We start from the raw sequence: 20,459 nt of genomic DNA, 5'->3' as shown, positions 1-20,459 counted from the left end.
CGACATGCGGATGCAGCTGGTCGACGTCCACAAGTCGTTCGGGGAGAACCACGTGCTGCGGGGCGTCGGCCTCGCGGTCGAGCCGGGCGAGGTCGTCGCGCTGTGCGGCGAGAACGGCGCCGGCAAGTCCACCCTCACCCGGGTGATCTCCGGCGCGCACCAGCCCGACGGCGGGCGGATCGTCATCGACGGCGAGGCCACGGTCCTGAAGGACCCGCAGGCCGCGATGGCGCTCGGCATCGAGGTCATCTACCAGGAGTTCCAGCAGAACCTGTTCCCGAACCTGTCGGTCGCGGAGAACATGCACGTCCTCGACCGGGAGGGCCGGTTCGGGCGGCTGAACGTGTCGCGGCGCCGGATGGCGGAGGCCGCGGCGGCCGCGCTGAAGGACCTCGGCCTGGACATCGACGTCCGGCGCCCGGTCGGCGAGCTGGGCGTCGCCGAGCGGCAGATGGTCGAGATCGCGAAGGCGATGACGCACCGGCCGCGGCTGCTGATCCTGGACGAGCCGACCGCGGCGCTGGACGAGCGCGAGTCGGAGCGGCTGTTCGAGCAGGTCCGGCGGCTGCGCGAGGCGGGCGTCACGATCCTCTACATCAGCCACCGGCTGGACGAGGTGTTCGAGCTGTCCGACCGGATCGTCGTCCTGCGCGACGGCCGCGTCACCCTGGACGAGCCCACCGGGTCGCTCACCCCCGCCCAGGTCGTCACCGCGATGGTCGGCGACGCCGTGGACGACTTCTACCCGAAGGAGCGCAACGCCACGGACCGGGTCGTCCTGCGGGTGCGGGGCGCGTCGGGCGGCGCGGCGTTCCGCGACGTGGACCTCGACGTCCGGTCGGGCGAGGTGCTCGGCATCGGCGGCGTGGTCGGCTGCGGCCGCGGCGAGCTGCTGCGCGCCCTGTTCGGCCTGCACCCGCTGACCTCCGGGACCGTGGCCGTGGACGGCGAGCCGGTCAAGGCGCGCGACCCGCGGCAGGCGATCGCCGGGGGCATCGCCTACGTCACCCCGGACCGGTCCGGTGAGGGCCTGGCCCTGCAGCAGTCGGTCGAGGCGAACGTGTCGCTGCCGTCGCTCGGCCGGTTCACCACGGCCGACGTCGTCCGGCGCGGCCGGGAGCGCGCCGCGACCAGGAAGGTGATGGCGGACCTGCGGGTCCGCGCCGCGTCGCCGTCCGTCCCGGCCGCGTCCCTGTCGGGCGGCAACCAGCAGAAGGCCCTCTTCGCCAAGTGGGTCATGACCGGCCCGCGGGTGCTGCTGATGGACGAGCCGACCCGCGGCGTCGACGTCGGCGCCAAGACCGAGATCTACCGGATCATCAACGGGCTCACCGCGGACGGCGTCGCCGTCGTGCTGGTCAGCTCCGACCTGCCCGAGCTCGTCGCCATGTCCGACCGCGTCCTGGTGATGCGCGAGGGGCGGCCGGTCTCCGAGCTGGCGGGCGACGACGTGAACGAACAGAACATCCTCGAACACGCACTGGTAGGTGCCCCATGACCCTCTCAGTCACGAGCCCGGCGTCCCGGTCGCGGCTCTCCTCGGCGGCCGCCGCCGCACGCCGGCTGCGCGCGGTCTGGATGCTGCTGCTGGTCGGGATCGTCCTGACCATCGCCTCCCCGGTCTTCCTGACGCACAACAACCTGATGAACGTGGGGCTGGCGACGTCGGTCGCGGCGCTGCTCGCGGTCGGCCAGACCTATGTGATCATCCTGGCGGAGATCGACCTGTCGGTCGGCGCGGCGCTCGGCTTCACCGCCGTGGTCACCGCGCAGATGCTCCGCGACCACGGCCTGGTCGCCGGGGTCGCCGCGGGCGTCGCGGCCGGTGCCGCGATCGGGCTGGTGAACGGGCTGCTCGTCACCAAGACGCGGATGCCGTCGTTCATCGCGACGCTCGCGACCATGTCGGTGCTGTCGGGCCTCAGCCTGCAGCTCACCAAGGGCAACCCGGTCGCCGTGACCGACTACGACTTCCAGGGCATCGGGCAGAACCGGATCGCCGGCGTGCCCGTCCCCGTGGTGATCATGCTGGTGGTGTTCGCGGCGGCCGGGTACCTGCTCGCCCGCACCCGGTTCGGCCGGCACGTCTACGCCACCGGCGACAACACCGAGGCGGCGCGGCTGTCCGGCGTCCGCACCGACCGGGTCAAGATCCTCGCGTTCGTGGTCAGCGGAGTGCTGGCGGCGCTCGCCGGGTTCATCCTGACCGCCCGGCTGTCGACCGCCGAGCCGACCGCCGGCACCGGCCTGGAGCTGGAGGCGATCGCCGCCGTCATCATCGGCGGGACGAGCCTCGCCGGCGGGCGCGGCACCCTGCTCGGCACCCTCGTCGGCGCGCTCGTCCTCGGTGTCATCGACAACGGGATGAACCTCCTCGACGTCTCACCGTTCCTGCAGAACGTCGTGAAGGGCCTGGTCATCCTGCTGGCCGTGTTCCTGGACCGCAACATCGACGTGCTGCGCTCCCTCCTTCCCAAACGCGCGGACGGCACCGCGCGCGGCGGCCCGTCCCATCGCGGCGGCGCCGCCGTCAAGACCCCCTGACCGGTCTCACCCCACCCCACCCCGCAAAGGAGATTCCCATGCGCGTGGCCCGTACCACCCGCGCCGCGATCGCCGTGACCGCCGCCGCCTCGCTCGCCCTCGCCGGGTGCAGCCGCGCCGGCGACGACGCCGGCTCCGGCTCCGGCAAGGCGTCCGGCAAGAAGGACGCGACGATCATCATGAGCACGCTGAACAACCCGTTCTTCGTCAGCGTCAAGAACGGCGCCCAGGCGCAGGCGGCCAAGCTCGGCATCAAGCTGAACGTGCAGAACGCCAACAACAGCGACGCCGCCGCGCTGAACCAGGCGACGACGGCGGTCTCCAAGCAGACCGGCATCCTCATCATCGACCCGGTCAGCACCCAGTCGGCGACGTCGTCGGTGACGCAGGCGAACGGCGCGAACATCCCGGTGATGGCGTTCGACCGCAAGCCGTCCGGCGGCAAGCTCGCCACGTTCGTCGGGTACGACGCGGTCCAGGCCGGGCGGAACGCCGCCAAGGCGCTCGCCGAGGCCGTCGGCGAGAAGGGCAAGGTCGTGGAGATCCAGGGCCTGCTCGGCACGAACGTCGCGCAGGACCGCAGCAAGGGCTTCAACGAGGAGATCGCCAAGCACAAGGGCATGACGGTCGTCGCCAAGCAGGCCGCGGACTTCGACCGCGCCAAGGCGCTCAACGTGATGACGAACGTGCTGCAGGCCAAGCCCGGCATCAACGGCGTCTACGCGGCGAACGACGAGATGGCCATGGGCGTCCTGTCGGCGCTGAAGGCCCGCAACCTGTCGAAGAAGGTGAAGCTCGTCGGCAACGACGGCATCTCCGACGCGCTGGCCGCCGTCGCGGCGGGCGACATGTACGCGACCAACGCCGAGTCGCCGTTCGCGCTCGGCCAGAAGGTCATGACGCTCGCCGCCGACATCCTCGCCGGGAAGAAGCCCGCCGCGGACGAGACGCTGCAGGGCAGGCTCGTGACGAAGGGCGACGCCAAGGAGTACGCCGACTACCTGGTCGGGCTCGGCGACGCCGCCGACGTTCCGGCGTCCCTCAAGTAGTCCGCCGCATGGTCCCGCCGGCCCCCGCCCGGGCCGGCGGGATCGTCCTTTTCCGACCCGTCACCGAGACCGGCCGAGGAGCCGCGCGGCGGCTTCGACGACGGCGTCCTCGGACAGCAGGACGTGGGCGGCGGCGTCGCCGAGCGGGACGAAGGAGTCGTCGCTCGCGACGCGGGCGGCACGGCCGTCGAAACCGGCGTCGGCGAGGGCCGCCAGGACGCCTTCGGAGACGCCGCCGGTCCGCCTCGTCTCGTCCGCGACGAGGACGGCGCCGGTCGCGCGGGCCTCCCGCAGCAGGTCGTCCACGGGCAGCGGGGCGAGCCAGCGCAGGTCGAGCACGCGGCAGCCGACGCCGCCGGCCTCGAGGCGGCGCGCGGCCCGCAGGCTCATCCGCAGCCCGTTGGCGAAGGTGACGATGGTCAGATCGCGGCCGTCCCCGTAGGTGCGACCGCGTCCGAGCGGTACCGTGCCACCGGGCGGGGCGAGCCAGCCCTCGTCGCCCTCTTCGTGCAGGTCACGGGCATGGTAGAGGGCGATCGGCTCGAGGAACGCGCAGACCCGGCCGTAGCGCTCGGCGGCGCCGGCGCAGGCGCGCAGCATCCCGGCGGCGTCGTCCGGCCTGGCGGGCGAGGCGATGACGAGGCCGGGGATGTCGCGGAGCGCCGCGACGGCGTTGTCGTTGTGAAAGTGGCCGCCGAACCCCTTCTGGTAGGCGTAGGCGGCGATGCGGACGACCATCGGGTTGCGGTACCGCCCCGCCGAGAAGAACGGCAGCGTCGCGGCCTCGCCGCGGATCTGATCCGCGGCGTTGTGCAGGTAGGCGAGGTACTGGATCTCCGGGACGGGCAGCATGCCCGCGAGCCCGAAGCCGAGCGCGAGCCCGAGGACCGACTGCTCGTCCAGGAGCGTGTCGAACACCCGCGCCGCCCCGGCCCGTTTCATCAGGCCGCGTGTGACGCCGTAGACGCCGCCCTTGCGGGCGACGTCCTCGCCGAACACGACCATGCCGGGACGCTCGTCGAGCAGCGCGGCGAGCGTCCGATTGATCGCCTGCGCGACCGTCACAGGCTCACCCCGCCCCGGCTCCTCGGCGCCGGGTGACGGCTCGCGGTACCGGATCGGGGCCGTCACCTCGGCGGCGGACGCCAGCCGCGGGGCGTCCCTGACCTGCTCCGCGCGCCTTAGAACGTCGCGCCGCTTGGCCTCGTACAGCCCGACGACCCCGTCGGCGGTCGCGATGCCTCGGTCGACGAGGAGGCGGGCCGTGCGCAGCAGCGGGTCGGCGGCGAGGTCCGCCGTGATCTCGGCGGGCGTGCGGTAGGCGGCCTCGACGTCCGAGCCCGCGTGGCCCATCAGCCGGACGCACCGCAGATGCAGGAAGGCGGGACGGCGGTGCTCGCGGACCCACTCGGCGGCGCGCCGCGACGCGGCGAAGGCGTCCTCTAGATCGCCGCCGTCGGCCGGGAAGTAGGCGAGGCCGGGACGCGAGCCGTAGGCGGCCTCGATCCAGCCGGGCGGGGTGCGGACGCTGATGCCGATGCCGTTGTCCTCGCAGACCAGCAGCAGCGGCATCGGCAGCCCCTGGAAGCCGCAGTTGACCACCGCGTTGATCGCGCCGGCCGCCGTCGAGTGGTTCGCGGACGCGTCGCCGAAGCTGCACACCGCCAGCGCGTCGCTCGGCCACGGCGACGCGACGCCGAGCCGCGCGGCCCGTTCGATCGCGAACGCGACGCCGAGCGCGCGCGGCAGGTGCGAGGCGATCGTCGAGGTCTGCGGGATGACGTGCAGTCGGCGGCTGCCGAACACCTTGTGGCGGCCGCCCGCGATCGGCTCGTCCGCTGCCGCGACGACGCCGAGCAGCACGTCCCGCAGCGGATCCGCCTCGCCCGCCTGCCGGGCCCGCTCCAGGAAGAACGCGCCCGACCGGTAGTGCAGGAGCGCCGGGTCGTCGGGACGCAGCGCGGCGGCGACGGCGGCGTTGCCCTCGTGGCCGGACGACCCGATGGTGTAGTAGCCGCGATCCTGGGCGCGCAGCCATCGCGCGGCGAGGTCGAGGTGCCGGCTGCCGAGTTGCGCGTCGAACAGCCGCAGGCACTCCTCGCCGGTGAGCGGCCCGGGCGCGCGCGGGGACGCCGGCGGTTTCAGCGCGGCGGCCTGCTCCAGGAAGTGGACGTCGGCGGGCTCGGCCATGCGGGCTCCTGCGGTGCGGTAAGGCGGTCCGGTAACGAGCATCGTGCGCGCGCGCCGCCCGGGTCGACTCGGGCGAGGACGCGAACCGGTTGCCCGGTGGCCAAGGGATGCTTAACGCGCGTGCTCGGCGGGCGAAGCCCCAGCCGGGCTTGGCCTCGCGGTAAGCAGGCCGCGCTCTGCCCGATCTTGGCCGGGCGCGGCGGCCCGTTCAGTGTGGGAACCGTGCTCACCTCCGTCATCGGCGGCGCCCGGATCCCGGCGGGGCCGCGCTCGTACCGCTCCACCGACCCCTCCCGGACCGCGGACCTGGTCGCCGAGGTGGCCCTCGCGGACGCCGCCGGCCTCGTCCGGGCCTGCCGGGCGGCGCGTGCCGCGCAGGACGCCTGGCGCGACGTGCCGGCGCCGGTCCGCGGGCAGGTCGTCGCGTCGATCGGCCGGCTGGTCGAGGCGAACAAGGCGGCGCTGGCGCGCGTCGTCGCCCGCGAGGTCGGCAAGCCGTACGCCGAGGCGCTCGGCGAGGTCCAGGAGATCGCCGACACCTGCGCGTTCTTCATCGGCGAGGGGCGGCGGCTGTACGGGCAGACCGTCCCCTCGGAGATGCCCGACAAACAGCTGTTCACGTTCCGGGACCCGGTCGGCGTCGTCGCGGTCGTCACGGCGGGGAACTTCCCGGTCGCGGTGCCGTCCTGGTACATCGTCCCTGCATTGCTGTGCGGGAACGCGGTGGTGTGGAAGCCCGCCGAGTACGCGGCCGCCTGCGCCGATGCGTTCTATCGGCTGTTCGCGCATGCGGGCCTGCCCGACGGAGTCCTCAACGTCGTCTACGCCGACGGCCCGGAGACCTACGCCGGGCTGGAGCGGGCGCTCGGCGAAGGGCTCGTCGACAAGGTCGGGTTCACCGGGTCCACGGAGGTCGGGTCGCGGATCGGCGAGCTGTGCGGACGGCACCTGCAGACGCCGTGCCTCGAACTCGGCGGCAAGAACCCGATGGTGGTGACCGAGGACGCCGACCTGCCGCTCGCCGTCGAGGGCGCCCTGTTCTCCGGCTTCGGCACGGCCGGGCAGCGCTGCACGTCCCTCGGCACGGCGATCGTGCACGAGTCGCTGCACGGCGCGTTCGTCCGGCTGCTGGACGAGGCGGTCCGCGCGGCGCCGGTCGGCGACCCGTTCGAAGACGTCCTGTACGGCCCGCTCATCAACGAGCGGTTCGCCGGCGGGTTCGAGAAGACGCTCGGCTGGATCGGCGGGCGCCACGCGGTGCACGGCTCGTCCGACACCGGGCGGATCACGAGCGCGAACCCGCGCGCCGGGTTCGCCGGCGACCCCGAGGCCGGGCTCTTCTACCATCCGGTGATCGTGGACGGCGTCGGGCCCGGCGACGAGCTGTTCATGAACGAGACGTTCGGCCCGGTCATCGGCGTCGTCCCGTACCGGACGCTGGACGAGGCGGTCGCGCTGGCGAACGCGCCCGGCTACGGCCTGTCCGCGTCGATCTACACCACCGACCCGGCGAAGGTGTTCCGGTTCCGGCGGCGGATCTCCGCCGGGATGGTCAGCGTGAACAACTCGACGTCCGGCGCGGAGGCGCACCTGCCGTTCGGCGGGAACGGGCGGTCCGGCAACGGCAGCCGCCAGTCGGGCGTCTGGGTGCTGGACCAGTTCACCCGCTGGCAGTCGATGAACTGGGACCATTCCGGGCGGTTGCAGAAGGCGCAGATGGACGTCCTGGAGATCGTCCCCGACCTCGGTTTCCGGCTGTAGGCGCGCATGGAGACCACGGCGGACGTCGTCGTCATCGGCGGCGGGGTGATGGGGACGAGCATCGCGTTCCACCTCGCGGAGGCCGGGGTGCGGGTGGTGCTGGCCGAGCGGGACGGGCTGGGCTCCGGGTCGACGTGCAAGGCGGCGGGCGGGGTCCGGGCGCAGTTCTCCGACGAGGTGAACATCCGCCTCGGCGCCCGCAGCCTGGAGGCGTTCGCGCGGTTCGGCGAGCGTCCCGGGCAGGAGATCGACCTGCACCGGGTCGGGTACCTGTTCCTGCTGTCGCGGCCCGAGGACGTCGCGGCGTTCGAGGAGGGCGTCGCGCTGCAGAACTCCCTCGGCGTGCCGAGCCGGATGGTCTCGGCCGAGGAGGCGCGGCGGCTGTCCCCGCTCATCGAGACCGGCGGCCTCCTCGCCGCCGCGTTCTCCCCCGACGACGGGCACTGCACGCCGGAGTCGGTCGTCCTCGGGTACGCGACCGCCGCGCGGCGGCACGGCGCGACGCTGCTGACGCACTGCGAGGTGCTCGGTATCGACACCGGCGGCGGCGAGGTCCGGGCGGTGGAGACCTCGCGGGGACGGATCGCCGCGTCCGCCGTCGTCTGCGCCGCCGGGGCCTGGTCGGCGAAGGTCGGCGCGATGGCGGGCGTCAGCCTGCCGGTCGAGCCGCTGCGGCGGCAGATCGCGTTCACCGGACCGATGCCGGACCTGCCGCGTCCCGTGCCGATGACGATCGACTTCACCACGTCGTTCTACTTCCACGGCGAGGGCGAGGGGCTGATGCTCGGCATGTCCGATCCCGACGAGCGGCCCGGCTTCCTGCTTGACCGGACGGACGCGTGGCTGCCGCGGCTCACCGACGCCATCGCCGCCCGCGCGCCCCGCCTCCTCGACGCGGGCCTCGCCGGTGGTTGGGCCGGCCTGTACGAGGTCACCCCCGACCACAACGCGCTGATCGGCGAGGACGCCGGGGTGTCCCGGTTCCTGTACGCGACCGGGTTCTCCGGCCACGGGTTCCTGCAGGGCCCGGCGGTCGGCGAGGTCGTCCGCGACCTGTACCTGCGCCGCGAGCCGTTCGTGGACGTCGCCCCCCTGCACGCCGCGCGGTTCGCCGGCGACCGCCCCCGCCCGGAGATCAACTGTGTCTGACGTGCTCGCGCTGATGGACGAGTGGGGCCCCGAGCGGGTCGTGTGCGTCTCCGACGCCCGGACCGGAATGCGCGGCGTGCTCGTCATCGACAACACCGCCCGCGGGATGGGCAAGGGCGGCATGCGGATGAGCCCAACGGTGACGGTCGCGGAGGTCGCGCGGCTCGCCCGGGTGATGACCTACAAGTGGGCGGGCGCCGACCTGTTCTTCGGCGGCGCGAAGGCCGGGATCGCGGCCGACCCCGCCTCGCCGGACCGGGAGGCGGTCCTGCGGGCGTTCGTGCGGGCGCTGGCGCAGGAGATCCCGGCCCGGTACGTCGCGGGCCTCGACATGGGGCTGACGGAGCGGGACGCGGCGGTCGTCCAGGACGAGCTGGGCGACCGCGGCGCGGCGGTCGGCACCCCGCACGCGCTGGGCGGCATGCCCTACGACGAGCTGGGCGTGACCGGGTACGGGGTCGCGGAGGCCGCCGACGCTACGGCGCGCGACGCCGGGCTGGAGCTGTCCGGCGCGCGGGTGGCGGTGCAGGGGTTCGGCGCGGTCGGGCACGCCGCCGCGCGCCGCCTCGCCGAACTCGGCGCGACGGTCGTCGCGGTGTCGACCGTCCACGGCGCGCTGCACGACCCGGACGGCCTGGACGTCGCGCGGCTCCTCGCGCTGCGGGACGAGGCCGGCGACGCCGCGGTGAAGGAGTACGGCGGGCGGCTCCTCGACGTGGGCGCCGAACTGCTGGTGCCGGCCGACGTCCTCGTGCCGGCCGCGCTCCAGGACGTGATCGGCGAGGACGTCGCCGCGCGGATCCAGGCGCGGATCGTCGTCGAGGGCGCGAACCTGCCGACCGACCGCCCCGCGCAGCGCGTCCTCGCGGCGCGCGGCGTCACGGTCGTCCCGGACTTCGTGGCGAACGCCGGCGGCGTCGTCGCGGCCGGGTTCGCGATGGACGCCCGCTACTCGGCGTTCCGTCCCGACCCCGGCGCGGTGTTCGCGGCGGTGTCGGCGAAGATGCGCGACAACACCGCGGCGGTGCTCGCCGCCGCCCGCGCGCAGGGCACGACCCCGCACGAGGCGGCGCTCGCGCTCGCGCAGGAGCGGGTCCGCGCCGCGATGGAGCTCAAGGGCCGGTGGCGCCGCTGACCTCCGCCTCGACGTCGCGGGCCACGTCCATCAGGCCGCGCATCGCGTCCTTCACCAGCGGGTTGGTGTTGGTGGTGCGGCGCAGCACGGTCACGTGGCGGCGCGGCGTGCGGCGGCTGAGCCGCAGCGTCCGCAGGCCCGGTTGCGGGACGCAGCCGAGCGCCGGGACGAGCGCGATGCCGAGGCCGCAGCCGACGAGCCCGCACACCACCGCGTAGTCGTTGCTGCGGAACGCGATGTCCGGCGTGAACCCGGCGGTGCCGCACAGCCGCAGCAGCGCCTGCGCCCCGCAGCTGTCGGGTCGGCTGGCGATCCACGTCTCCGACCGCAGGTCCCGCAGCCGAGCGGTGCGGCGCCCGGCGAGCGGATGCTCGGCCGGCACGCACAGCACGAGGTTCTCGTCCATCACCGGCGTCTCGACGATCTGGTCCGGCCAGCCGCGCGGGAACAGGTCGTAGCGGTAGACGAGCTGCAGGTCCAGGTCGCCGTCGAGCAGCTCGGGCAGCAGCTCGTCCGGCTCGCCCTCCGACAGCTTGATCTCGATGCCGGGCCGGATCCGCGCCAGCTCCGCCAGCACCCGCGGCAGGATGCGGGAGCTGGCGGTCGGGAAGCTGCCGAGCCGCAGCGCGCCGCGCTCCCCGCTGGCGACGGTGCGCAGCTCCCGCTCCAGCGTGGCCAGCGCCGACAGCACGTCGTTGCCCTTGCTGACCAGCAGGAACGCCGCGCTGGTCGGCCGCACGCTGCGGGCCCGGCGCTCGAACAGCACCAGCCCGCAGGCGCGCTCCAGCGCGGCGACCTGCTGGGAGACGGCGGACGCGGTGTACCCGAGGTTGCGGGCGGCGTCCGCGAACGATCCGGTGCGCACGACCTCGCGCACGGTCTGGATGTGCAGGGGACTGATCATCGGTGCTCCCCGTGACCGGCGGCGCTTCGACGTCTCTCCGCGGACGCCCCCTCCCTTCGTTCTAGTCCTGCGCGGGCCGTTTGGCCACCAGCGTCAGCACGTCGTACTTGGCGACGGACGCGCCGTCCTGGTTGGTGACGTCGGTGTCCCAGCGGACCTCGCCGTAGTCGGCGCCCTCGCGCGGCGAGATCTGCTTGGCGGTCAGTGTCACCGTCAGCTCGTCGCCGGGCTTCACCGGGGTGAGGAACCGCAGGTTCTCCAGCCCGTAGTTCGCCAGCACGGGACCCGGCGCGGGCTCGACGAACAGCCCCGCCGCGAACGACACGACGAGGTAGCCGTGCGCGACCCGGCCGCCGAACAGCGGGTTCTTGCGGGCCGCCTCCTCGTCGGTGTGCGCGTAGAAGGTGTCGCCGGTGAACTCGGCGAAGTGCCCGATGTCGTCCAGCGTGACGACGCGGGGCCCGCCGACGGCGGTGTCGCCGACCCGCAGGTCCTCCAGGTGCTTGCGGAACGGGTGCTCGTCGGTGACGGTGCGGTCGGTGCCGGGCACCCAGCGGCCGGTGAGCGCGGTGAGCATCGCGGGCCCGGCCTGGACGGCGGTGCGCCGCATGTGGTGCACGACCCCGCGGACCCCGCCCATCTCCTCGCCGCCGCCGGCGCGCCCGGGGCCGCCGTGGACGAGCGCGGGCAGCGGCGACCCGTGCCCGGTGGACTCCTTGGCGTCCTCGGAGTTCAGCACGAGCAGCCGCCCGTGCCAGGGGGCCAGGCCGAGGACGACGTCGCGCGCGAACTCGGCGTCGGCGGTGACCACCGACCCGGCGAGGCTGCCCCGGCCGCGCGCCGCGAGCGCGATCGCCTCCGCCGCGTCCGTGTACGGCATCAGGGTGCTGACCGGGCCGAACGCCTCGACCTCGTGCGGCTCGGCGCGCCCGGTGTCGTCGGCGCGCAGCAGCACCGGCGACATGAACGCGCCGCGCTCGGCGTCCGCGCCCTTCACCTCGACGTGCTCGGGGTCGCCGAACACGATCCGGCCCGCGTCCGTCAGCGCCTTGAGCGAGCGGCGGACCTCCTCGCGCTGGTCGAGGGTGGCGAGCGCCCCCATCCGCACGTCCGGGTCGGCCGGGTTCCCGACGGTCACCCGCGCCAGCCGCTCCTGGACGGCCTCCGTCACGGCGTCGATCAGCGGGGCGGGGACGAGCGCGCGGCGGATCGCGGTGCACTTCTGCCCCGCCTTGACGGTCATCTCCGCGACGAGCTGCTTGACGTACAGGTCGAACTCCGGCGTGCCGGGCGCGGCGTCGGGACCGAGGACCGAGCAGTTCAGCGAGTCGGCCTCGGCGTTGAACCGGACCGCGTTGCCGACGATCGCCGGATGCGTGCGCAGCAGCCGCGCCGTCGACGCCGAGCCGGTGAACGCCACGATGTCCTGCTCGGTGAGGTGGTCGAGCAGGTCGCGCGGGTCGCCGCAGACCAGCTGCACGCTGCCCTCCGGCAGCAGCCCCGACTCGACGATCAGCTCGACCAGCCGGGCCGTCAGGTAGGCGGTCTGGCTCGCCGGCTTGATCAGGCTCGGCATGCCGGACAGGAAGGCGGGCGCGAGCTTCTCCAGCGGCCCCCACACCGGGAAGTTGAACGCGTTGATCTGCACCGCCACGCCGTGCGACGGCGTGCACAGATGCTGGCCGACGAACGTCCCGCCCCGGCCGAGCGGCTCGACGGCGCCCTCCACCAGCACCGTGTCGTTGGGCAGCTCGCGCTTGCCCTTGCTGGCATAGGCGAGCAGCACGCCGATGCCGCCGTCGACGTCGAACTTGGAGTCGCCGAGCGTCGCGCCGGTCCGCGCGGACAGCGCGTACAGCTCCTCGCGGTGCTCCCGCAGGTGCGAGCCCAGCGCCTTCAGCAGCGCCGCACGCTGGTGGAACGTCAGCTCCCGCAGCACCGGGCCGCCGACGGCCCGCCCGTGCTCCAGCGCGGCGCCGAGATCGATCCCCGCGGAGGAGATCCGCGCGACCTCCTCCCCCGTGACGGCGTCGCGCAACGGCGCCCCCTCGTCCTCCGGAGCACGCCATGAACCCGACACATAGCTGCGCAGCACGACCACCGGGACCTCCTCGTCCGCATATCTCTGGTTCTTCCTGCCACGATCGGCGTCCGTTCACGCCTGGCAGACATGACAGCCCAGAGGGGGTTTCTTTGTCGACATGACGACCATTCGGAATGAAGCATTCCGTTCTGCTATAGTGGAATCGAACATTCCGTTCTGCATGGAGGCGAGCATGAGCATCCTGGTCACCGGGGCCACCGGAACCGTCGGCCGGCACGTCGTCACCGAGCTGCTGCGGCGCGGACTGCCCGTCCGCGCGCTGACCCGCGACCCGTCCCGCGCCGCGCTCCCCGCCGGCGTGGAGGTCGTCGCGGGCGACCTGGCCGTACCGGACTCCCTCACCGCCGCGTTCGACGGCGCGACCGCCGCGCACCTCATCAACTTCGCCGGCGACGGCTACGCGCCCCTGGAGGACGGGCAGGCCATCGCCGACCTGGCCGTGAAGAGCGGCGTCCGGCGCGTCACCCTGCTCGGCGGCCGCGCCGAGGGCGAGCTGGAGCAGGCCCTCGCCGCCGCGGACCTGGAATGGACGATCCTGACCCCGGTCGAGTTCATGGCGAACACGCTCCAGTGGTGGGCGCCGTCCGTCCGGGCCGAGGACGTGGTCCGCGAGCCGTTCGGGTCCCGCACGAGCAGCCTCGTCCACGAGGCCGACATCGGCGCGGTCGCCGCGGCCGTCCTCGCGGACGGCGGGTACGCGGGCGAGTCGCTCGTCATCACCGGCCCGGAGCGGATCACCACGACCGAGAAGGTGCGGATCCTCGGCGACGCGCTCGGCCGCGAGATCCGGTACGTCGAGCTGACCGAGGACGAGGCGCGGGCCAAGTGGGCGGCCGACGGGCTCCCCGCCCCGCTCATCGACTTCCTGATCGACACGCTCGGGAACCCGCCCGAGGTCGGGCGCACCGTCCGCGGCACCGTCGAGCGGGTCACCGGCCGCCCCGCCCGGCCCTTCGCGCAGTGGGCCCGCGAGAACGCGGAGGCGTTCCGGCCCTGACGGACATGGGTGAACAGGGGAACAGATCTTGTGAATCTGTTCCCCTGTTCACTACGCTGCGCGCATGCCCACCCTCTCCCGCGTCTCCGCCGAGCTGAGCGGCCTGCGGGCCGCCGCCCGCGCGGGGATGGTCGGCCCGATGCCGCCGGGCGCGCTGCTCGCGGCGGCGCGCGCGATGCGCGCCTACGGGCCGCTCGGCGCCGTCACCGCGCTGCCCGCGCACCGCTTCCCCGACCGCACCGGGCTCGTGGACGAGCGGGGCCCGCTGACGTTCGCCGAGCTGGAGCGGCGCTGCAACGCCCTCGCCAACGCCTGGCGCGAGCGCGGCGTCGGCCCGGACTCCACCGTCGGCATCCTGTGCCGCAACCACCGCGGGCTGCTGGAGGCGATGTCGGCGGCGGCCAAGACCGGCGCGTCCGTGCTGTTCCTCAACACCGACTTCGCCGCGCCGCAGCTGCGCGACGCCGTGTCCCGCGAAGGCGTCACCGTCCTGGTGCACGACGAGGAGTTCGCGGGCGTCGCCGACGGCCTCGGCCTCCCCCGCCACACCGACGCCGACCTCGACGAGCTCATCGCCGGAGGCGACACCTCTCCCCCGCCCGCCCCGTCGCGGCACGGTTCGATGGTGATCCTGACCAGCGGGACGTCCGGCCGCCCGAAGGGCGCGCCGCGCTCGCAGTCGCCGTCGATGGCACTGCCCGGCGGCATCCTGTCGAAGGTGCCGTTCCGCGGCCGCGAGGCGATGTTCGTCGCCCCGCCGCTGTTCCACGGATTCGGGCTGACCTGCGCCGTCCTCGCGCTCGGCCTGGGCTCCACCCTCGTGCTGCGCCGCCGCTTCGACGCCGCGGCGGTCCTGGACGACCTCGCCGAGCACCGCTGCACGTCGCTGATCGCCGTCCCGGTGATGCTGAACCGGCTGCTCGCCTCGCCCGCCCTCGACGCCCGCGACCTGTCCCGGCTCAAGGTGATCCTCACCGGCGGGGCCCGGCTCGACCCGGACCTCGGCCGCCGCACCGCCGAGGCGTTCGGGCCCGTCCTGTACAACTTCTACGGCTCCACCGAGGCGTCCTGCATCACCATCGCCACCCCGGACGACCTGGCCGCCGCGCCCGGCTGCGTCGGCCGCCCGCCCGCCGGGACGACCGTGGCGGTCCTCGGCGACGACGACCGCCCGGTGCCGCCGGGGGCGACCGGCCGGATCTTCGTCGACTCGCCCGCCCGGTTCGGCGGCTACACCGGCGGGGGCGGCAAGGAGGAGGTCGGCGGGCTGATGGCCGTCGGCGACCTCGGCCACCTCGACGCCGGCGGCCGGCTGCACGTGGACGGCCGCGCCGACGACATGATCGTCTCCGGCGGGGAGAACGTCCATCCGGGCGAGGTCGAGGACCTGCTGGCCGCCCATCCCGGCATCGCCGAGGCCGCCGTCGTCGGCGTCCCCGACGAGGAGTTCGGCCAGCGGCTGCGCGCCTTCGTCGTCGGCGCCGCCGGCGCCGGCGGCGCGGGCCTCGGCGAGGACGACGTGAAGAAGCACGTCGCCGCGAACCTCGCCCGGCACAAGGTGCCGCGCGAGGTCGTGTTCCTCGACGCGCTCCCCCGCAACCCCGCCGGCAAGGTCCTCAAGCACGCCCTGCCGGAGCCCTAGCGGGCCTCGCGGCGCAGCGCGGCCGTCCCCGCGAGCATCGACGCCGCCCCGGCCAGCACGATCAGCGCCGCGATCAGCACGGTGGCCGGAACGCCCAGCGCGGACGAGGCGGCGCCGAACGCCAGCGGCGCCACGGCCGCCCCGCCGAACAGCCCGATCTGCACGGTCGCGCCGGCCCGCTCGCCCTGCCCCGGCAGCAGCCGCATCACCGCGGCGAGCAGCAGGCCCGTCCAGCCCCAGCCCCCGGCGACCGCGAGCAGCGCACCGGCGACGAACGCCGCGGGGCTGCCTGCGGCGACCAGCGCGAGGCCGGCCGCGCCGCTCAGCATCATCGCGGTGACCAGCGCCGGGTTGCGCCGCGGCGCGCGGTCGGCGAACCCGCCCGCGGCGAGCCGGACGGCGACGGCGACGACCCCCGCCAGCGACTGCATCAGCCCGGCGAGCGCGGTCGACAGCCCCGAGTGGGTGCCGAGCTGCACGAAGAACGACGCGGCGGCGTTCGAGCCGATCGTGGCGAGACCGGCGGCGACCGTCCAGAGCACGAGGACGCGGCCCACCGGCGCCGCGCCGCCCGTCGCGGCCGGTCGCGCGACGGCTGCGGCAGGACCCGTCCGGGCCAGGAACGCCGCCGGGATCGCGAGGACGGGCAGGACGGCGCCGAGCAGCAGCGCCGCCCGCCAGCCGAGCGGGCCGGCGGCGAACCCGGCGAGCAGCCCCGGCACGAGCGGCGCCGCGCCGAGCGCGGCGCTCACCATGCCGGTGGCGAGCGACAGCCGTCCCTGCGGCACGCGCGCGCCGATGTAGCGGCCCGCCGCGGGCTGGACGAGGGCGTTGCCCGCCCCGGCCAGCAGCAGCGCCAGCGCCAGTACGGCCAGGTTCCCGGCGGCCGCGGCGAGGGCCAGCGCGGCGAGCGCGAGCGCCCCGGCCGCCGTCAGCACCACCGGCACGGGCAGCCGCGCCGCGACGCGCTTGGCGGCGAACGAGCCCAGCGCGCTCGCCGCGAAGAAGCCGCTCAGCGCCAGCCCGAACCCGGTCGCCGAGACGCCCAGGCCGTGCTCGATCGGCGTGGCGAGCGCGGCGGTGCCGAACGCCGGCGTCATGGCCGCGACGGACGTCAGCACGATCGCGCCCATGCCCGCCCACGGCCGGCCCGCCCGCTCCACCGGGCGGATGGTCTCGATGTCGATCCCTGTAGTCGTCACTTTCCCCTCCTAGGACCACCAAGATCGGCCTTGTCGCTCCGCCGCGTCGAAGATCCGTCCTTATGCCCGGATGGAATTACGATTCGGGAATGGACGTCTCGGTCCGGTCGCTGCGGTACTTCGTCGCGGTGGCCGAGGAACTGCACTTCACCCGCGCCGCGGAACGGCTGCGCATCGCCCAGCCGGCGCTGTCCAAGGCCGTCCGCCGGATGGAGCAGGAGATGGGCGTGACGCTCTTCGAGCGCAGCCGGCAGGGCGTCGCGCTGACCGGCGCGGGCCGCTCCCTGCTGCCCGTCGCGCGCGGCGTCCTCGGCGACCTCGACTCCTGGCTCGCGGGCGTGCGCCGGGCCCGCGACGCCGCGTCCCGCGTCCTCCGCGTCGAGTACCACTCGGGCATGGACGGCGAGACGATCGAACCCGTCATCGCCAGGTTCGCCCGCCTCCGTCCCGGCTGGCGGGCCGACCTGCGGGTCGGCGACTGGCGCGACCCGGCCGGGGGCGTCCTGGAGGGCAGGGTGCACGCCGCGTTCATCCCGCTGCCGGTGCCCGGCCAGGAGAACCTGGACGTGGAGGTCCTGCGCCGCGAGCCCCGCCGCGTCGCGCTGCACGCCGGGCATCCGCTGGCCGCCCGCGACACGGTCCGGCTCGACGACCTGCGCGACGAGCGGTTCGTCGCGCTGCCCGCCTCGTCCGGGCCGCTGCGCGAGTTCTGGCTCGCCGCCGCCGAGTTCGGCCGGACCCCCGCGATCGGCGCCGAGGTCGCCAACTCCGAGGACTGGCTCCAGGCGGTTCAGTCCGGGCGCGGCGTCGCGATGATCACCGAGTCGAGCGCCCGCGTGTACGCGCGGCCCGGCATCGTCTACCGGCCGGTGGAGGGCGTCGCGCCGGCCGTCCGCGCCGTCGTGTGGCGGCGGGACGCGACCGACCCCGTCCTGCGCGACTTCGTGCGCGCCTGCGTCGAGGCCGCCGACCGGCCGCGGGACGAGCCGGCGGAGGCGGGCTGAAATACTCGTGACCATGACTTACACGGCCGACGGCGACCGATACGAGCGACTTCCCTACCGGCGGTGCGGGCGCAGCGGGCTGCGGCTCCCCGCGATCTCGCTGGGGCTGTGGCACAACTTCGGCGACGACCGCCCGATCGACGTCCAGCGCGCGATCCTGCGGCGGGCGTTCGACCTCGGGGTGACGCACTTCGACCTCGCCAACAACTACGGGCCGCCCTACGGATCGGCGGAGACCAACTTCGGCCGGATCATGCGCGAGGACCTCGCGCCGTACCGGGACGAACTCGTCATCAGCACGAAGGCGGGCTACGACATGTGGCCCGGCCCGTACGGCGAGTGGGGGTCGCGCAAGTACCTGCTCGCCAGCCTCGACCAGTCCCTGAAGCGGATGGGCCTGGACTACGTCGACATCTTCTACAGCCACCGGTTCGACCCGGAAACGCCGCTGGAGGAGACGATGGGCGCGCTGGACCACGCCGTCCGGTCCGGGAAGGCGCTGTACGCGGGGATCTCGTCGTACTCGCCGAAGCGGACCGCGGAGGCCGCGCGGATCCTGCGGGAGATGGGCACGCCCCTGCTGATCCACCAGCCGTCCTACTCGATGCTGAACCGCTGGATCGAGGGCGGCCTGCTCGGCACGCTCGAGGAGGAGGGCGCCGGCTGCATCGCGTTCTCGCCGCTGGCGCAGGGCATGCTCACCGGCAAGTACCTCGGTGGCATCCCGGAGGGGTCGCGGGCCAGCAAGAACACCTCGTTCTCCAGCGACCTGCTCACCGAGGAGAACGTCCGGCACGTCAGGACGCTCAACGAGATCGCGCGGCGGCGCGGGCAGTCGCTCGCGCAGATGGCCCTCGCCTGGTCGCTGCGGGACGCGCGGGTCACCTCGGCGCTGATCGGCGCGAGCAGCGTCGCGCAGCTGGAGGAGAACCTCGCCGCGCTCGACCGGCTCGACTTCACCCCGGACGAGCTGGAGGCGATCGACCGGGACGCGGTCGAGGCCGGCATCAACATCTGGGCGGCCTCCAGCGCCGGCTAACGGCGCCCGGCCGGGGCGGGTCGCGGGCGGCGTGCATCGTCGTCCCCGCACCGGGCACGACGCCCGCATGGAAGAGATGACGCTGCGCAGTACCGCATTCGACGATCACACGCTCATGCCATCGGACTACTCGCACGACAGGGGCGACGTCTCACCGCCGCTGGAGTGGTCGCAGGTCCCGGAGGAGGTGGTCGAGCTGGCGCTGGCCTGCGAGGACCCCGACGCCCCGGTCGGCACGTTCGCGCACTGGCTGGTCGCCGGCATCGACCCGGTCACCACGGCCCTGGACGCCGGGGAGCAGCCGACCGGCGCGGTCCTCGGCCGCAACGACTACGGGACCGAGGGGTACGGCGGGCCGAAGCCGCCGTCCGGCGACGACCCGCACCGCTACTTCTTCCGCCTGTACGGGCTGTCAGAGCCGTCCGGGCTGCGGGACGGGTTCACCGCGGAGGAGCTGCGGGACGCCGTCGAGGACAAGGTCGTGGCGGCGGGCACGCTCGTCGGCACGTTCGCCCGGTGACCGCCGGGTTCCCCGGCCCGGACGACGAGGACGGCCGCGACCGGGACGAGGGCGACGGCCGCGACGAGGGCGAGGACCGCGGCCCGGGCGGGCAGCCGCCGGGGAACGAGCCGCTGACCGCGCGCAGCGCCCTCGGCCTGCGGGCCGTGCTGTCCGGCGTCGCGCTCGTCGCGGCGGTGGCCGCCGCGATCGTGTTCGCGATCGTCGCGAACCGCAACGGCGGTGGCGCCGCGTGGGGCGCGGCGGTGGTGTGCGCCGTCGTGGCCGCGATCGCGGCGGCGGACCTGGCCGTGATCGCCCGCCGCGCCCGCGGCCGCTGATCAGTGCCGGTGGGCCGGCACCGCCAGCTCGGGGTGGGCCAGCAGCCAGGAGATCCGCTCGCGGCTCTCGCCGTCGGTGGGCGTGTAGACGACCATCCGGGCGCCCGCCGTCCCGGTGATGTCCATGCTGGTGGTGCGGGTGCGGACCTCCTTGACGACGGGGTGCCGGAAGACCTTCACGCGCGGGCCCGGCAGCGCCACGTCGTGCTCGGCCCACAGCCGCGCGAACTCCGGGTTGGCCGCCTGGAGCCGCTGGACCAGCTCCTTCCAGCCCGGCTCGTTCATGTGCCGGCTGTAGCGGTACCGGAACACCGCGACGTGCATCGGCATCTCCTCGGCCATGTTCCCGACCGGGTTGCAGCACCCCGGCGTCGTGAAGGTGATCCACAGCGTGTTGCGCTCGCACGGCGGGAACGCCCTGATGCACGGGAAGATGGCCTCGTAGGCGGCGTTCCAGGCGAGCACGTCGGAGCGGGCGTTGCACACCGCCGCGGGCAGCGGCAGCAGCCCGTCCAGGATCGTCTGCATGTCCTCGGGCAGGTGATCGGCCTCGTCCGGCGCCTCCGCCTCCGGCACCTCCGCCAGCCGGTACAGGTGCTCGCGCTCGGCGCCGTCGAGGCGCAGCGTGCGGGCCACCGCGTCCAGCACCTGGGGGCTGGCGTTGATCGGGCGGCCCTGCTCCAGCCACGTGTACCAGGTGACGCCGACCCCGGCGAGCTGCGCGACCTCCTCGCGGCGCAGCCCGGGCGTGCGGCGACGCTGCCCCGGCGGCATGCCCACCTCGTGCGGGGCGATCCGCTCCCGCCTGCTGCGCAGGAACGCCGCCAGTTCGGTGCGGCGCCGGGACGCGCCGCGCCCGGTCGCCGTGCCGGTCGTCGTCACGGTTCCACCTTGCCCTC

General features: G+C 74.3%; 17 protein-coding genes. 12 read left to right on the top strand and 5 right to left on the bottom strand.

Features of this window, described 5'->3' with window-relative positions:
* Window positions 1-4 precede the first annotated feature (4 nt).
* Genes J4709_RS24560 through J4709_RS24550 form a run of 3 tightly spaced genes read left to right on the top strand, consistent with a single transcriptional unit; the run spans window position 5 to window position 3,593 of the window.
* Window positions 5-1,498 (top strand): sugar ABC transporter ATP-binding protein, encoded by a 1,494-nt coding sequence (locus J4709_RS24560; RefSeq protein ID WP_208244154.1) that lies wholly within the window; start codon window positions 5-7, stop codon window positions 1,496-1,498.
* The gene (locus tag J4709_RS24555; protein ID WP_208244153.1) at window positions 1,495-2,544 is read left to right on the top strand and encodes an ABC transporter permease; all 1,050 of its coding nucleotides are present in this window, start codon (window positions 1,495-1,497) and stop codon (window positions 2,542-2,544) included. The genes J4709_RS24560 and J4709_RS24555 overlap by 4 nt, the downstream gene beginning before the upstream one ends.
* Window positions 2,545-2,582: 38 nt before the next feature.
* Entirely contained in the window at window positions 2,583-3,593 is a 1,011-nt protein-coding gene (locus tag J4709_RS24550) for a substrate-binding domain-containing protein (protein ID WP_208244152.1), read from the top strand.
* Between the two features lie 60 nt (window positions 3,594-3,653).
* Here J4709_RS24550 and J4709_RS24545 read toward each other — a convergent pair whose 3' ends face one another.
* Entirely contained in the window at window positions 3,654-5,783 is a 2,130-nt protein-coding gene (locus J4709_RS24545) for a thiamine pyrophosphate-dependent enzyme (protein ID WP_208244151.1), read from the bottom strand.
* Between the two features lie 222 nt (window positions 5,784-6,005).
* Between J4709_RS24545 and J4709_RS24540 the strand changes: the two genes are divergently transcribed.
* From J4709_RS24540 to J4709_RS24530, 3 genes are read left to right on the top strand one after another with little or no spacing between them, the layout of a single operon-like run.
* Window positions 6,006-7,544 carry an aldehyde dehydrogenase family protein gene (locus J4709_RS24540; protein ID WP_307801504.1) on the top strand — a complete coding sequence of 513 codons (1,539 nt, stop codon included), beginning with the start codon at window positions 6,006-6,008 and terminating at the stop codon, window positions 7,542-7,544.
* Between the two features lie 6 nt (window positions 7,545-7,550).
* Window positions 7,551-8,693, top strand: a complete 1,143-nt coding sequence (locus J4709_RS24535; protein WP_208244149.1) for an NAD(P)/FAD-dependent oxidoreductase — start codon at window positions 7,551-7,553, stop codon at window positions 8,691-8,693.
* Entirely contained in the window at window positions 8,686-9,828 is a 1,143-nt protein-coding gene (locus J4709_RS24530) for a Glu/Leu/Phe/Val family dehydrogenase (protein ID WP_208244148.1), read from the top strand. Before J4709_RS24535 ends, J4709_RS24530 begins: the two co-directional genes overlap by 8 nt.
* Here J4709_RS24530 and J4709_RS24525 read toward each other — a convergent pair.
* Together J4709_RS24525 and paaZ are read right to left on the bottom strand one after the other, a co-directional pair.
* Window positions 9,806-10,732 (bottom strand): LysR family transcriptional regulator, encoded by a 927-nt coding sequence (locus J4709_RS24525; RefSeq protein ID WP_208244147.1) that lies wholly within the window; start codon window positions 10,730-10,732, stop codon window positions 9,806-9,808. The genes J4709_RS24530 and J4709_RS24525 overlap by 23 nt on opposite strands.
* A 61-nt stretch (window positions 10,733-10,793) precedes the next feature.
* A complete protein-coding gene (gene paaZ, locus J4709_RS24520; protein ID WP_208244146.1) occupies window positions 10,794-12,833 on the bottom strand; it encodes a phenylacetic acid degradation bifunctional protein PaaZ in 2,040 nt (679 codons plus the stop codon).
* A gap of 175 nt (window positions 12,834-13,008) precedes the next feature.
* Between paaZ and J4709_RS24515 the strand changes: the two genes are divergently transcribed.
* Window positions 13,009-13,833: an NmrA family NAD(P)-binding protein gene (locus J4709_RS24515; RefSeq protein WP_208244145.1), complete on the top strand. Its 825-nt coding sequence runs from the start codon at window positions 13,009-13,011 to the stop codon at window positions 13,831-13,833.
* Between the two features lie 64 nt (window positions 13,834-13,897).
* A complete protein-coding gene (locus J4709_RS24510; protein ID WP_208244144.1) occupies window positions 13,898-15,475 on the top strand; it encodes an AMP-binding protein in 1,578 nt (525 codons plus the stop codon).
* On the opposite strand, the gene J4709_RS24505 is transcribed toward J4709_RS24510, so the two are convergent.
* Window positions 15,472-16,677 carry an MFS transporter gene (locus J4709_RS24505; RefSeq protein WP_208244143.1) on the bottom strand — a complete coding sequence of 402 codons (1,206 nt, stop codon included), beginning with the start codon at window positions 16,675-16,677 and terminating at the stop codon, window positions 15,472-15,474. The two genes, J4709_RS24510 and J4709_RS24505, sit on opposite strands and share 4 nt — an antisense overlap.
* An 89-nt stretch (window positions 16,678-16,766) precedes the next feature.
* Here J4709_RS24505 and J4709_RS24500 point away from each other — a divergent pair, with 89 nt between their 5' ends.
* The 4 genes from J4709_RS24500 (at window position 16,767) to J4709_RS55715 (ending at window position 19,560) form a co-directional block, all read left to right on the top strand.
* Window positions 16,767-17,681: a LysR family transcriptional regulator gene (locus tag J4709_RS24500; RefSeq protein ID WP_208244142.1), complete on the top strand. Its 915-nt coding sequence runs from the start codon at window positions 16,767-16,769 to the stop codon at window positions 17,679-17,681.
* 13 nt (window positions 17,682-17,694) lie between these two features.
* Window positions 17,695-18,720 (top strand): L-glyceraldehyde 3-phosphate reductase, encoded by a 1,026-nt coding sequence (gene mgrA, locus J4709_RS24495; protein WP_208244141.1) that lies wholly within the window; start codon window positions 17,695-17,697, stop codon window positions 18,718-18,720.
* Between the two features lie 67 nt (window positions 18,721-18,787).
* Window positions 18,788-19,240: a YbhB/YbcL family Raf kinase inhibitor-like protein gene (locus J4709_RS24490; protein ID WP_208244140.1), complete on the top strand. Its 453-nt coding sequence runs from the start codon at window positions 18,788-18,790 to the stop codon at window positions 19,238-19,240.
* Window positions 19,237-19,560 (top strand): DUF6343 family protein, encoded by a 324-nt coding sequence (locus J4709_RS55715; RefSeq protein ID WP_208244139.1) that lies wholly within the window; start codon window positions 19,237-19,239, stop codon window positions 19,558-19,560. The genes J4709_RS24490 and J4709_RS55715 overlap by 4 nt, the downstream gene beginning before the upstream one ends.
* Here J4709_RS55715 and J4709_RS24480 read toward each other — a convergent pair whose 3' ends face one another.
* Window positions 19,561-20,442 carry a helix-turn-helix transcriptional regulator gene (locus tag J4709_RS24480; RefSeq protein WP_307801502.1) on the bottom strand — a complete coding sequence of 294 codons (882 nt, stop codon included), beginning with the start codon at window positions 20,440-20,442 and terminating at the stop codon, window positions 19,561-19,563.
* Between the last annotated feature and the right edge of the window lie 17 nt (window positions 20,443-20,459).

Source organism: Actinomadura violacea (genome assembly GCF_017573465.1).
Taxonomy (GTDB): Bacteria; Actinomycetota; Actinomycetes; order Streptosporangiales; family Streptosporangiaceae; genus Spirillospora; species Spirillospora violacea.
Note: the sequence above shows the minus strand (reverse complement) of the source record. Positions and strands in the feature narration are given on the sequence as shown.

What these genes read in the sequence shown, in the direction of transcription:
- J4709_RS24560 (WP_208244154.1), top strand. Translation starts at nt 5, where the DNA reads ATGCGGATGCAGCTGGTCGACGTCCACAAGTCGTTCGGGGAGAACCAC.
- J4709_RS24555 (WP_208244153.1), top strand. Translation starts at nt 1,495, where the DNA reads ATGACCCTCTCAGTCACGAGCCCGGCGTCCCGGTCGCGGCTCTCCTCG.
- J4709_RS24550 (WP_208244152.1), top strand. Translation starts at nt 2,583, where the DNA reads ATGCGCGTGGCCCGTACCACCCGCGCCGCGATCGCCGTGACCGCCGCC.
- J4709_RS24545 (WP_208244151.1), bottom strand. Translation starts at nt 5,783, where the DNA reads ATGGCCGAGCCCGCCGACGTCCACTTCCTGGAGCAGGCCGCCGCGCTG.
- J4709_RS24535 (WP_208244149.1), top strand. Translation starts at nt 7,551, where the DNA reads ATGGAGACCACGGCGGACGTCGTCGTCATCGGCGGCGGGGTGATGGGG.
- J4709_RS24525 (WP_208244147.1), bottom strand. Translation starts at nt 10,732, where the DNA reads ATGATCAGTCCCCTGCACATCCAGACCGTGCGCGAGGTCGTGCGCACC.
- J4709_RS24515 (WP_208244145.1), top strand. Translation starts at nt 13,009, where the DNA reads ATGAGCATCCTGGTCACCGGGGCCACCGGAACCGTCGGCCGGCACGTC.
- J4709_RS24510 (WP_208244144.1), top strand. Translation starts at nt 13,898, where the DNA reads ATGCCCACCCTCTCCCGCGTCTCCGCCGAGCTGAGCGGCCTGCGGGCC.
- J4709_RS24500 (WP_208244142.1), top strand. Translation starts at nt 16,767, where the DNA reads ATGGACGTCTCGGTCCGGTCGCTGCGGTACTTCGTCGCGGTGGCCGAG.
- mgrA (WP_208244141.1), top strand. Translation starts at nt 17,695, where the DNA reads ATGACTTACACGGCCGACGGCGACCGATACGAGCGACTTCCCTACCGG.
- J4709_RS24490 (WP_208244140.1), top strand. Translation starts at nt 18,788, where the DNA reads ATGGAAGAGATGACGCTGCGCAGTACCGCATTCGACGATCACACGCTC.